General features: G+C 41.6%; 14 protein-coding genes. 12 read left to right on the forward strand and 2 right to left on the reverse strand.

Features of this window, described 5'->3' with window-relative positions; translation table 11 throughout:
- Nucleotides 1-55: 55 nt before the first annotated feature.
- The 7 genes from LJF29_RS02695 to pstB (LJF29_RS02725) all read left to right on the forward strand — a co-directional run bounded on the left by LJF29_RS02695 (nucleotide 56) and on the right by pstB (LJF29_RS02725) (nucleotide 8173).
- Nucleotides 56-1348, forward strand: a complete 1293-nt coding sequence (locus LJF29_RS02695; protein WP_229146843.1) for an MFS transporter — start codon at nucleotides 56-58, stop codon at nucleotides 1346-1348.
- Nucleotides 1349-1460: 112 nt separating this feature from the next.
- On the forward strand, nucleotides 1461-3611 hold the full coding sequence (pbpA, locus tag LJF29_RS02700; protein ID WP_168748250.1) for a penicillin-binding protein 2A: 2151 nt from the start codon (nucleotides 1461-1463) through the stop codon (nucleotides 3609-3611).
- 154 nt (nucleotides 3612-3765) lie between these two features.
- Complete coding sequence (locus LJF29_RS02705) at nucleotides 3766-4668, forward strand: phosphate ABC transporter substrate-binding protein (protein WP_010334949.1); 903 nt, start codon at nucleotides 3766-3768, stop codon at nucleotides 4666-4668.
- A 68-nt stretch (nucleotides 4669-4736) separates the two neighbouring features.
- Nucleotides 4737-5666 carry a phosphate ABC transporter permease subunit PstC gene (gene pstC / locus LJF29_RS02710; protein ID WP_229146844.1) on the forward strand — a complete coding sequence of 310 codons (930 nt, stop codon included), beginning with the start codon at nucleotides 4737-4739 and terminating at the stop codon, nucleotides 5664-5666.
- On the forward strand, nucleotides 5666-6550 hold the full coding sequence (gene pstA / locus LJF29_RS02715; protein WP_168748249.1) for a phosphate ABC transporter permease PstA: 885 nt from the start codon (nucleotides 5666-5668) through the stop codon (nucleotides 6548-6550). The genes pstC and pstA overlap by 1 nt, the downstream gene beginning before the upstream one ends.
- A 20-nt stretch (nucleotides 6551-6570) precedes the next feature.
- A complete protein-coding gene (gene pstB / locus LJF29_RS02720) occupies nucleotides 6571-7380 on the forward strand; it encodes a phosphate ABC transporter ATP-binding protein PstB (RefSeq protein WP_229146845.1) in 810 nt (269 codons plus the stop codon).
- A 10-nt stretch (nucleotides 7381-7390) separates the two neighbouring features.
- The gene (pstB, locus tag LJF29_RS02725) at nucleotides 7391-8173 is read left to right on the forward strand and encodes a phosphate ABC transporter ATP-binding protein PstB (RefSeq protein ID WP_229146846.1); all 783 of its coding nucleotides are present in this window, start codon (nucleotides 7391-7393) and stop codon (nucleotides 8171-8173) included.
- A gap of 31 nt (nucleotides 8174-8204) precedes the next feature.
- On the opposite strand, the gene LJF29_RS02730 is transcribed toward pstB (LJF29_RS02725), so the two are convergent.
- Both LJF29_RS02730 and LJF29_RS02735 read right to left on the reverse strand, forming a co-directional pair.
- Complete coding sequence (locus LJF29_RS02730; protein WP_010334944.1) at nucleotides 8205-8669, reverse strand: endolytic transglycosylase MltG; 465 nt, start codon at nucleotides 8667-8669, stop codon at nucleotides 8205-8207.
- Nucleotides 8666-9019 carry a hypothetical protein gene (locus LJF29_RS02735; RefSeq protein ID WP_010334943.1) on the reverse strand — a complete coding sequence of 118 codons (354 nt, stop codon included), beginning with the start codon at nucleotides 9017-9019 and terminating at the stop codon, nucleotides 8666-8668. Before LJF29_RS02735 ends, LJF29_RS02730 begins: the two co-directional genes overlap by 4 nt.
- A gap of 179 nt (nucleotides 9020-9198) precedes the next feature.
- Between LJF29_RS02735 and LJF29_RS02740 the strand changes: the two genes are divergently transcribed.
- From LJF29_RS02740 to LJF29_RS02760, 5 genes are all read left to right on the forward strand, one after another.
- Nucleotides 9199-9669 (forward strand): hypothetical protein, encoded by a 471-nt coding sequence (locus tag LJF29_RS02740; protein WP_229146847.1) that lies wholly within the window; start codon nucleotides 9199-9201, stop codon nucleotides 9667-9669.
- Entirely contained in the window at nucleotides 9666-10742 is a 1077-nt protein-coding gene (locus LJF29_RS02745; protein ID WP_229146848.1) for a glycosyltransferase family 4 protein, read from the forward strand. Before LJF29_RS02740 ends, LJF29_RS02745 begins: the two co-directional genes overlap by 4 nt.
- A 93-nt stretch (nucleotides 10743-10835) precedes the next feature.
- Nucleotides 10836-10985, forward strand: coding sequence for a 50S ribosomal protein L33 (gene rpmG, locus LJF29_RS02750; protein ID WP_003153056.1), 150 nt, complete (start codon nucleotides 10836-10838; stop codon nucleotides 10983-10985).
- 82 nt (nucleotides 10986-11067) lie between these two features.
- Nucleotides 11068-11631: a 5-formyltetrahydrofolate cyclo-ligase gene (locus tag LJF29_RS02755; protein ID WP_229146849.1), complete on the forward strand. Its 564-nt coding sequence runs from the start codon at nucleotides 11068-11070 to the stop codon at nucleotides 11629-11631.
- 66 nt (nucleotides 11632-11697) lie between these two features.
- Complete coding sequence (locus LJF29_RS02760; protein WP_032731265.1) at nucleotides 11698-11871, forward strand: hypothetical protein; 174 nt, start codon at nucleotides 11698-11700, stop codon at nucleotides 11869-11871.
- The last annotated feature ends 11 nt before the right edge of the window (nucleotides 11872-11882 follow it).

Consider the following 11882-nt stretch of genomic DNA (forward strand, 5'->3'; position numbering starts at 1 on the left):
TTACATATCTCCGTTTCAGTGAGACAGACTAAGGGGTAGTAAAGGGGAGTCAGTAATGATCAAACTAAAAAAGGTAATTGGCGATGTAGATGTAAATAAAGGATTACTCCTTCTGCTGACCGTTGGCGGTCTTTACTCGTTAGGAATTGCGCTGTCCAATACATTTGTGAATGTGTATCTCTGGAAGCAGTCAGGGAAATTTATTGACTTGGCGATATACAACTTATCGATTGTGACGATGCAGCCGATAACATTTTATTTAGCTGGCCGGTTAGCCAAAAAAATAGACAGGGTTTTCATTCTCAGATTCGGAGTGATTTTTTTAGCAGCATTTTATTTAAGTGTGCTGCTGGCTGGGGAAACGGCTGCATCACGTCTTGTTCTCATCGGAGCGGTGCTCGGAGTAGGCTATGGATTTTACTGGCTCGCGTTTAATGTGCTCACCTTTGAAATAACAGAGCCTGATACGCGGGATTTTTTCAACGGCTTTATGGGCATCCTGTCCTCATCCGCAGGAATGATTGGTCCGATTGTTGCAGGATTTGTCATCTCAAGACTTGAAAATAATACGGGTTACACTGTCATTTTCAGTCTCTCCCTCAGTTTATTTGCACTGGCTGTCGTGATGAGCTTCTTCCTAAAACGGAGAGAATCAAAGGGCCATTTTATGCTGAGTAAGGTATTTGGAGAACGCCACACGAATATGAATTGGCGGCGGATTACAAATGCGCATTTTTTTCAGGGCTTGAGAGAAGGGATTTTCGTCTTTCTAATCAGTGTTTTTGTGTTTATTGAGACAAACAGCGAACTGGCTCTCGGAACCTTTGGTCTCGTCAACTCAGCTGTTTCCTTTTTTGCCTATTATTTTGCATCAAGGCTAATCAAGAAAAAGGCCCGTAAAAAATCAATTTTGCTTGGCGGTCTTATTCTGTATGGTGCGTTGTTTCTGATACTCTTTCATATGAGTTTTACGACATTATTGACGTACGGTGTGTTTATAGCGATCGGCTATCCTCTCCTGCTCGTGCCTTATGTATCGCTTACATATGATGTCATAGGCCGGGCCAGGCATGCCAGAAAAGCGAGAATTGAATATATCGTGCTGAGAGAACTTTTTCTAAACGCCGGCAGAATTGTTTCGATTTTATGCTTTCTTCTTATCGTGGCCCTTTTAAAAGAAGATATAGGTATACCGTTGTCGCTTGCTATCTTGGGCATCGGACATCCGCTGATTTATTACTTTGTCAAGGATATTCGTTTTAAAGAGAAAGATGAGGAAAATGAAACTATGGAAGAAGACGGCCAGGGCCGGGTGACTGAACCGAACCTTTTAAAGGGCCAAAGATAATTTTTTGGCAAAAAGGGGTTATCTGTAGAAAAAAGTCGAAAAAACCTTTAAAATGAAAAATGGCACTCTTACTTGAGTGTCTTTTCTTTCTGTAAATAGAAAAGGTGATGTTATGAGGAGAAATAAACAAAAAAAGCAAAATCATAAAGAGAAAAAGAAGTCGCTTCCGATCCGGCTGAATATTTTATTTTTGGCTGCTTTTGTCATTTTCACTTGGATTATTGTGGAGCTTGGCATTAAACAGATCGTTCAAGGCGATGATTACAAAAATCAAGCCAATCAGCAGGAACAAAGTGAAGTCAGCTCGGCGGTGCCGCGCGGGAAAATCTATGATCGAAATTTTAATGCCATTGTGACAAATAAGGCTTTAAATGCGATTACATACACGAGATCTAAATCTACAACGCAAGAACAGCGTTTGAAAATCGCAAAGAAGCTGGCGGACATGATTAAAGTCGATACAAAAAAAGTAACAGAACGGGATAAAAAAGATTATTGGATTTTGACAAGACCAAAAGAAGCGAAAAAGCTGATTACTTCTAAGGAAAGACAGCAGGTAGAAAATAAAAAATTATCAGATGATGATTTATATCAGCTACAGCTGAAACGGATTACCGATAAACAGCTGAATGAATTGACTGATAAAGACATGCAGATTCTCGCCATTAAAAGACAGATGGACTCTGGATATGCGTTAACACCGCAATACATCAAAAATGAAGATGTATCAGCGAAAGAAATGGCAGTTGTAAGTGAACATTTAGATGAACTGCCGGGTGTTGACGTCACGTCAGACTGGGAACGTGAATATCCGTACAAAAATCTTCTCCGCTCAGTGCTCGGAAGTGTTTCCAGCTCTGATGAAGGATTACCGTCAAATCTGCTCGACCATTATTTATCGCTTGGCTACAGCAGAAACGACAGGGTTGGAAAAAGTTATCTGGAATATCAATACGAAAGCCTTTTGCAGGGCCAAAAAGCTAAGGTGGAAAATATCACAGATTCAAACGGCAATGTAACGGGAACGAAGACCGTTTCTGAAGGGAAAGCCGGTAAAGATCTCGTGCTTACGATTGACATTGACTTGCAAAAATCAGTTGAAAAAATTATCGAAAAAAATCTCAAATCTGCTAAAGCAAGACCAAGTACTGAATTGTTAGACCGGGCATTTGTCGTCATGATGGATCCGAGAAACGGTGAAGTGCTGACGATGGCGGGTAAGCAGATTAAAACAGAAAATGGAAAATATAAAATTGACGATTACGCACTGGGAAATATGACGTCATCTTATGCTATGGGGTCAGCTGTCAAAGGCGCAACTGTACTGACAGGTCTTCAAACCGGTGCCATCAATCTGAATACAGTCTTTCAGGATGAACCATTATATATTGGTCAGGATAAAAACGGCAAAAAATCGTGGACTACTTTAGGACCTGTTAATATTCAAAGAGCCTTAGAGCAGTCTTCAAACGTATTCATGTTTAAAACTGCAATTGCACTTGGAAAAGGTGAATATAAACCGCATCAAGCTTTACCAATTGATACGACGGCTTTTGATACATTCCGGAATTATTTCAGTCAATTTGGACTTGGTGTCAAAACTGGGATTGACCTTCCAAATGAAATGACAGGCTATAAAGGAACAAGCAGATTGACGGGATTCTTGCTAGACTACGCTATCGGCCAATATGATACGTATACACCGCTCGAACTGGCACAATATGTATCAACGATCGCAAATGGTGGTTATCGCTTGAAACCTCAGCTTGTAAAAGAAGTAAGGGAACCTGACGCTGAAAAAGGAATCGGGGCAGTTGTACAATCTGTTCAGCCTGAAGTGCTGAATAAAGTTGATATGAAAGGCGAGTACATTAAAGAAGTTCAAGCCGGGTTTAGACGAGTCGCGACTAAAGGAACGGCGGCAAGTCAATTTGCTTCAGCATCTTATAAACCTGCTGCTAAAACAGGAACAGCGCAATCGTTCTATGACGGACCAAATAAATCAAAAACAGGTGAAGGTACTTATAATACAACACTTGTTGCTTATGCGCCTGCTGATAACCCTGAGGTTGCCATCTCTGTTGTAGTTCCTTGGGCTTATGTAGATTACAGCGCTAAATATACCATTACCAACGAAATCGGCAGAGAAGTATTGGATAAATATTTTGAGCTGAAATCGAAGCAGGACAAAGAAGATACTCAGCAAAAGAATAAAGACAAAATCGAAGAAAAAGCAGAAAACACCTCGTCTTCTGCTAACTAAACAGAAACGTCCACATCATGTGGGCGTTTTTTTTATACAAAAAAATGCACGGATTTACAAAACCTTAACATTCGATTTAAACCTATTTTACATAGAACCTTTACTCTAAACGTGTAGGACAAATTACACATTATACGCAGGGGGAATTCAGGAAATGAAAAAAAACAAATTGGTGCTTATGCTTCTAATGGCTGCTTTTATGATGGTTGCAGCTGCATGCGGAAACGCAGGAGATAGTGAAAAATCAAATAGCGGCTCTGCAAAAGGAGAAGAAAAGGCATCAGGTTCTTTAACCATTTCTGGTTCATCGGCCATGCAGCCATTAGTACTTGCTGCTGCAGAAAAATTTATGGAAGAAAACCCTGATGCTGATATACAGGTACAAGCAGGGGGTTCTGGAACAGGGCTTTCTCAGGTCTCTGAAGGGGCTGTGCAAATCGGAAATTCAGATGTTTTTGCTGAAGAAAAAGAAGGCATCGACGCAAAAGCGCTTGTCGATCATCAAGTTGCAGTAGTCGGTATGGCAGCGGCTGTAAACCCTGATACAGGTGTAAAAGATATCTCAAAAGATGAATTGAAAAAAATCTTTACTGGCAAAATCAAAAACTGGAAAGAGCTTGGCGGCAAGGACCAAAAAATTACGCTTGTAAACCGTCCTGATTCTTCAGGTACACGTGCGACATTTGTAAAATACGCGCTTGACGGAGAAGAACCGGCAGAAGGCATTACTGAGGATTCTTCCAACACTGTGAAAAAAATCATTGCTGACACTCCGGGAGCAATTGGATATCTTGCATTCTCATATTTAACAGATGACAAAGTAACAGCTTTATCCATTGACGGAGTGAAGCCAGAAGCGAAAAACGTTACAACTGGCGAGTATCCGATCTGGGCTTATCAGCATTCTTATACAAAAGGTGAAGCGAAAGATCTAGCGAAAGAATTTCTTGATTATCTAAAAAGTGAAGACATTCAAAAAAGCATTGTAACTGACCAAGGGTACATTCCGGTTACTGACATGAAAGTGACTCGCGATGCCAAAGGGAAGCAAAGCTGATCTAAATAAAAAGAGGAGTGCGGAGACTTCCGTTTCTCCTCTTAACACATTCATAGGAGTGTAAAACGATGATAAACAATAGAGAAAATATGTCTGTGAGCGAACGTTTAATCAGCTCAAGGCAAAACCGGCAATTGGATGAAGTTCGGGGAAGAATGATCGTGACAGCCTGCGCGCTTATAATGATAGCGGCATCTGTGGCAATCACCATTTTCCTCGGCATTAAGGGGCTGCAATCTTTTCTAGTAAATGGTGTAAGCCCAATTGAATTCTTAACCAGTCTGAATTGGAACCCTACAGATTCTGATCCGAAATACGGAGTGCTGCCATTTATCTTTGGCTCATTTGCAGTAACGATTCTCTCCGCTCTCATTGCTGCCCCGCTCGGCATAGCAGGTGCGATCTTTATGACGGAAATTGCGCCGAATTGGGGAAAGAAAGTGCTGCAGCCGGTGATCGAATTATTGGTCGGCATCCCATCTGTTGTTTATGGATTCATAGGTCTTACAGTATTGGTGCCTTTTATTGCTCAGTTCAAAACGAGCGGAACAGGACACAGTTTATTGGCGGGTACGATTGTGCTTTCCATTATGATTCTGCCGACGATCACATCTATCTCAGCTGATGCGATGGCATCACTTCCGAAAAGCTTAAGAGAAGGTTCTTACGCTCTCGGTGCGACAAGATGGCAGACCATTAGAAAAGTACTCATCCCTGCAGCTTTTCCGACATTAATGACTGCCGTTGTCCTAGGTATGGCGCGTGCGTTTGGTGAAGCTCTGGCTGTTCAAATGGTGATTGGAAATACAAGAGTTTTGCCTGAAAGTCTGCTTGACACCGCAGGAACATTGACAACCATTATTACGCTGAATATGGGCCATACCACATACGGAAGCGTTGAAAATAATACGCTGTGGTCAATGGGACTTGTGTTGCTGGTGATGTCATTCTTGTTCATCCTGCTTATTCGCTACTTGTCATCTAGGAGGAAAGTGTAATGAACCGCAAATTAACAAATAAACTGGCGACTGGAATGTTCGGTTTATGCGCAGCCATTATCGCCGCGATTCTAGTCGGTTTGTTTTCCTATATTATTATTAACGGTGTTTCTCAGCTCAGCTTAGACTTTATTACGACAAAATCCAGCGCCATCGCCGCAGGAGGCGGAATACGAGACCAGCTGTTTAACTCCTTCTATATTTTGTTTATCACGATGCTGATTACCATCCCGCTCGGAGTGGGCGGCGGCGTGTTCATGGCGGAATACGCGCCTAACAACAAAGTGACAGATTTTATCAGAACATGTATTGAGGTCCTTTCATCTCTTCCGTCCATTGTCATTGGAATGTTCGGATTACTGATGTTTGTTAACCTGACAGGCTGGGGATATACGATCATAGGCGGAGCGCTGGCATTAACAGTATTTAACCTTCCAGTTATGGTGCGTGTGACAGAAGACGCGGTCCGTTCAGTCCCTACAGATTTGAAGGAAGCATCGCTCGCTCTAGGTGTTTCTCGCTGGCATACCGTAAAAACCGTATTAATACCAAGCGCAATCCCTTCCATCATCACAGGTGCCATTTTAGCGTCAGGGAGGGTGTTCGGAGAAGCAGCGGCTTTATTATTTACAGCAGGACTTACAACGCCGCGCCTCAATTTTGCAGAGTGGAATCCGTTTTCTGAAACATCGCCGCTTAATATTTTCAGACCCGCTGAAACACTTGCGGTCCACATTTGGAACGTAAATACGCAAGGGATGATTCCGGATGCTGAAGCGATTGCCAACGGCGGTTCTGCAGTGCTGGTGATTTCAGTTCTTGTCTTCAATCTCGCAGCGAGATGGCTTGGAACAATAATCTATAAAAAGCTTACGGCAAATTAGACCGGAAAGAGGCGAAAACAATGTCTGAACAAATGGTAAAAGAAAAGCCTGAGAGAGTGGGAATGATTCCTCAGCAGCAAAATGTGCTCGAGGTGAAGGATCTGTCTATTTTCTACGGAAACAAACAGGCTGTTCGTGATGTGAATATGCAGATTGAAAAAAATGCGGTAACCGCTTTGATCGGGCCGTCAGGATGCGGCAAATCTACTTTTCTAAGAAATATTAACCGAATGAATGACTTAATTCCTTCTGCAAGAAGCGATGGTGAAATTTTGTATGAAGGATTAAATATACTGGGAAGCAATATAAACGTTGTCAGCTTAAGAAGAGAAATCGGAATGGTCTTCCAAAAGCCGAATCCATTTCCGAAATCGATCTACCATAATATCACGCATGCACTAAAATATGCAGGTGAGCGGAACAAAGCAGTGCTAGACGACATCGTGGAAGAAAGCTTAACAAAAGCGGCGCTCTGGGATGAAGTAAAGGACCGTTTGCATTCATCCGCCCTTTCGTTATCAGGCGGTCAGCAGCAGCGTTTATGTATTGCCAGAACGCTTGCAATGAAGCCGGCCGTTCTTCTTCTTGATGAACCTGCTTCAGCGCTTGATCCGATTTCAAATGCGAAAATAGAAGAATTGATTACGGAATTGAAAAGCGAATACTCAATTATCATTGTCACTCATAATATGCAGCAGGCTCTGCGGGTGTCTGACCGGACGGCTTTCTTTTTAAACGGTGAAATCGTTGAATACGGACAGACCGAACAAATTTTTACAAGTCCGAAGCAGCAAAAAACAGAGGATTACATTAACGGGAAATTCGGATAGGAGGGCGGCAATGAGTATTGCTACCGAAGCTGTAAAGAAACAGGAAGTTTATCAAGTCAACGGAATGAATTTATGGTATGGAGAAAACCATGCCTTAAAAAATATCAATTTGAGCATTAATCAAAACGAAGTTACGGCGATTATCGGGCCGTCAGGATGCGGCAAATCAACATTTATTAAAACATTGAATTTAATGATTCAGATGACGCCGAATGTAAAGCTTGCAGGTGAGCTGAACTATAAGGGCAGCAACATCTTAAAAGATAAAGTCGATATCGTAGATTTGAGAAAAAACATCGGCATGGTATTTCAGAAAGGAAACCCGTTTCCGCAATCAATTTTTGATAATGTCGCTTACGGACCGAGAGTCCACGGCATCAAAAATAAAAAGAAGCTGCAAGATATTGTAGAAAAGTCATTAAAAGACGTGGCGCTGTGGGATGAGGTGAAGGATCGTTTGCATTCATCTGCACTCTCATTATCAGGCGGTCAGCAGCAGCGTCTCTGTATCGCCAGAGCTCTTGCGACAAACCCTGATATTTTGCTGATGGATGAGCCGACATCTGCGTTAGATCCAATTTCGACAAGAAAAATTGAAGAGCTCATTCTTCAGCTGAAAAATAAATACACCATCGTTATCGTGACGCACAACATGCAGCAGGCAGCGAGGGTTTCTGATCAAACTGCATTTTTCTACATGGGTGAGCTTGTTGAATGCGACAATACAAATAAAATGTTCTCTCAGCCGAGAGATCAAAGAACACTCGATTATATTACAGGGAAATTCGGATAAAAAAAACAGGCTGTTAACATAGCCTGTTTTTTTATCGTGTTAATGTTTTAACGATTTTTTTGAAGCTCATATCTGATTTTACTTTAAATTCACCGGCACGGATCTCCTTGTGATACCCCGCGTCTATCACGTAGTCATTAAAGTCTTCAGCTGAAGCAATAATGCCTTCTTTTTCAAGAATAGCTGATACATCTGCGGTGCTCATGCCGTCTTTAATGATAAGCTTGTACGTTTTTACTTTGCCTGTTTTCGAGTCTGAGCTGCTGTCATCGCTCAGAGATTTCTCTTTTGAGTCGAGAAGCTTTTGATATTCATCACGGTTAACAGAAACCATTTTTTTAGAATCGAGATAATTGTTTACGTCTTGCTCGGTTACTGTTTTTTGTTCTTTTACAGCAGCTGCTTGATCTTCATCTGTCAGATAAAAAACACTTGCGAGAACGGCTGTCGCTAATATGATACCGCCGGCAAATGCCTGAATGCCTCGTTTTGTCATACGAGCACCTTCTCATTATCTTTTATAATCGTATTCACGTCTTCTACTGATACATGCTCAGCTTTAGCAATTGCTTCAGCTGACATGCCATTATTATATTTAGAAAGTATTTGCTTGGCGATCTTTTGATTGATGCCGCTGTTCTTTGCTTTGCGGATCACAAGGTTTGTTTCAAGTAATTCTTCCTCAAGCACCGTCATTTTCTTTTTGAGCTTATAAATTTCCTGCATAGCAGAAAGCTGCAATGTTTCAAGCTCCTGCTCGACATCTTTCATCGGATCTCGTTGAGAATATGAGAATGCAATTAGCGCTATACTGACGATAAACAACGCAATAATAGCAATTTCCACGTTTCATCACCTTCTATTCTTTTTTTATCCTTCTTTTTTATACCATAAAACAAGTGGATTCTAAAGGAATTCGCGAAAAAAACGAGTTTTTGTCGAGAAATCTTTCTTTTCTTCCTTTATGTGTAATGGTTTAATAGGATCACCGAGCCAATGGAAGGAAAGGAGATTGTGAGAAGCCTATGGACCAACACTCATTTCCTTATAACATTCGAAGGGGGCTTCCTTTTTTTAGGGACGTATTCGACATGAATATCCAAAACTCTAACACATTGACAGTCCGATGGAATCTGTCAGTTGAGACGATGAAACTGGCAGAAACCGTACTTTTCGAAAAAACGCCCGACATGATAAAAGAAATCCGTATTTTTATGAAAAGAAACGGTATAGAAGCTGTCAGGACGAAACGCATAAAACGGGATAAAGGGAAATGGATCATTGTTCAGGTGCCTGGTCATGCTTTGTATCGTGCTGAATACAGAATACTGAATTCGATGAATGTTTCTCTCAAACTAGCTGAAACAGAGGACACCTTACTTGCAGAAAACGGTGTCAGCGACATAAACAGTTTTCGCAATGCAGAAGCACATACCAGGTGGGAGGAGCAATTTTCTGCTTACACCTGCTATCGCAGTGAGGGAAGAGAGAAATGAATATCCTTATGCTTTCATTCGAGCATCCTTATAAACCGAAAAGCGGGCTTGGTGTTCATTTAAGCCGTCTTATATCCTATTTAAATCCGCATATCAACATAACAGTCTGCGTTCCAAGCAGGAAGCTATGTTCCTATGCGAATGTTGAAGACTTTATAGCTGATGTCAATGTTAGAATGGTTCAGCAAGTGTTGTCATGCAATAAACGCTTTGATCTGATTCATGCCCATGATGACATGACGGCCCCTGCGGCTCATTATTTGAAAAAGCAGCTCAGCATTCCGCTTGCTGCAACGATCCACGGGCTTGAAAGCGGAAGGAAGCAGGTGTGCAAAGAAATGCCTCATCCGTACAGGCTGCTGACGGAGCGGCTCCTCATCGACATTTCCGATGAATTGATTGTGTTAAGCACTTTTATGAAGAGATCGATTAGTAAGGCGTATCCGTTTCGTGAAAAAATAACCGTCATCCCAAGCCCTCTGTCACTGGAGGCGAAAATAGGTCTAGCTGAAAGGTTGATACATAAAAGATACTTGTTTTCGTTTGGAAGGTTTGTTCCGGAAAAAGGGTTTTCACAGCTGTTGAAGGTATTTTCTATTCTGAACAAATGCCGGCCTGACCTTCAGTTGGTGCTAGCCGGACAAGGGCCGTTATTGGCATCCTATAAGAAACTGGCTGAGCAGTTGAGCATAAAGGAAAGTGTAATGTTTTATCCTTTTTTAAATAGAAGAGAAATCGTGACGTTTCTGTCTCAATGTGAAATGGCTGTTTTCCCAAGCTTTTATGAACCCTTTGGGCTCGCTGCACAAGAAAGCATGGAACAAGGCGTGCTGACAGCCGTACCGCAGTCGGGCGGTTTTTGTGACTTTGCCGTTCATAACAAAACTGCAATTGCAGCTGATTTTTCGCAAGAACGGGGAGCGGCGGATAGGCTTCACAACGTATTAATAGATGAAGAAAACGCCTGCCGGATAAAAGAAGCGGGCCGAGAACGGGTGATGAAACTGCATCATCCACAGATCATCACAGCATCCTATTTACAGCTTTATCAGCGTCTATCCAATAATTCATGATTTCATTGAAAAACATCCTAGCATTCCGTCCATTATAGTGGTATTATATATAAGTCTGAATAAGTAAATGATATTTAGTTTGGAGGGAAAACAATGCGCGTTAATATTACTTTGGCTTGCACAGAATGTGGTGAGCGTAACTATATTTCTAAAAAGAACAAACGCAACAATCCAGACCGCGTTGAATTTAAAAAATATTGCCCACGTGATAAAAAATCTACGTTACACCGTGAAACAAAATAACAGCATAGCTGTTTGAGGTGTAAGAAAAAAGCCAGAGCTTTGAAAAAGGTTCTGGCTTTTTTCTATTCCGAGGGGGATAAAAATGAAATCACAATTAAGAAAAAAGACAATGGAAAATGTATCAGCGATAACAAGTAAAGAATGGTCTAAGAAAACTGCGTGTATCAACGAGCGTTTATTTTCTCTCCCAGAATGGCAGAATGCCCGCACCATAGCCGTCACCATTTCAAGAGGGCTGGAGGTACCGACACGGCCGATCATCGAAAAAGCCTGGGGGGAAGGGAAAGAAGTTTGTATTCCAAAGTGTGATCCTGATACGAAAAGGATGCAGTTCCGCACATTTCAAGCGGATGATCAGCTTGAAACGGTTTACGCCGGACTTCAGGAGCCGATCATTGAGAAAACGCATGAAGTGGTCCAATCACAGATTGATTTGATAATCGTGCCTGGCGTATGTTTTGATCCTGACGGCTATAGGATTGGCTTTGGCGGCGGTTATTATGATCGTTATTTAAGTGATTATAAAGGGAACACAGTTTCTTTGCTTTTAGAATGCCAGCTGTATGATCACGTGCCGCATCTGTCACATGATATCCCGGTTCAAATGCTGGTTACTGAGGATCGAATCATTTCTTGCTTTTCATAGCTTTCTCGTCCCTCCGTCAAGAATAAATAAGAAAGAATAACAAACCCTAATGGCAGGAGGGATATAATGAAAAAATTTATGATCTATGCCATTTGCGCTGTTTCTGCCGTGATGTTTTACCAAAACCGTTACCGTCTCATGAATACCGTACTCAGCCAGCCTGGGATCAGACGGTCCTTTATTCATCTTTTTTTAAAAATTCCGTTTATCCGCAATAAGTTTATACAGCAAGCTTTTTAAAAATCCCGTTT

The organism is Bacillus sp. LBG-1-113 (assembly GCF_020708615.1).
GTDB classification, from domain to species: Bacteria; Bacillota; Bacilli; order Bacillales; family Bacillaceae; genus Bacillus; species Bacillus mojavensis.

Bases quoted from the DNA above. Each gene is read 5' to 3' on its own strand.
- pstB (WP_229146845.1), top strand. From the start codon at position 6,571: ATGTCTGAACAAATGGTAAAAGAAAAGCCTGAGAGAGTGGGAATGATT.
- LJF29_RS02745 (WP_229146848.1), top strand. From the start codon at position 9,666: ATGAATATCCTTATGCTTTCATTCGAGCATCCTTATAAACCGAAAAGC.
- LJF29_RS02755 (WP_229146849.1), top strand. From the start codon at position 11,068: ATGAAATCACAATTAAGAAAAAAGACAATGGAAAATGTATCAGCGATA.
- rpmG (WP_003153056.1), top strand. From the start codon at position 10,836: ATGCGCGTTAATATTACTTTGGCTTGCACAGAATGTGGTGAGCGTAAC.
- LJF29_RS02705 (WP_010334949.1), top strand. From the start codon at position 3,766: ATGAAAAAAAACAAATTGGTGCTTATGCTTCTAATGGCTGCTTTTATG.
- pstA (WP_168748249.1), top strand. From the start codon at position 5,666: ATGAACCGCAAATTAACAAATAAACTGGCGACTGGAATGTTCGGTTTA.
- LJF29_RS02740 (WP_229146847.1), top strand. From the start codon at position 9,199: ATGGACCAACACTCATTTCCTTATAACATTCGAAGGGGGCTTCCTTTT.
- LJF29_RS02695 (WP_229146843.1), top strand. From the start codon at position 56: ATGATCAAACTAAAAAAGGTAATTGGCGATGTAGATGTAAATAAAGGA.
- LJF29_RS02730 (WP_010334944.1), bottom strand. From the start codon at position 8,669: ATGACAAAACGAGGCATTCAGGCATTTGCCGGCGGTATCATATTAGCG.
- LJF29_RS02760 (WP_032731265.1), top strand. From the start codon at position 11,698: ATGAAAAAATTTATGATCTATGCCATTTGCGCTGTTTCTGCCGTGATG.
- pbpA (WP_168748250.1), top strand. From the start codon at position 1,461: ATGAGGAGAAATAAACAAAAAAAGCAAAATCATAAAGAGAAAAAGAAG.
- pstB (WP_229146846.1), top strand. From the start codon at position 7,391: ATGAGTATTGCTACCGAAGCTGTAAAGAAACAGGAAGTTTATCAAGTC.
- pstC (WP_229146844.1), top strand. From the start codon at position 4,737: ATGATAAACAATAGAGAAAATATGTCTGTGAGCGAACGTTTAATCAGC.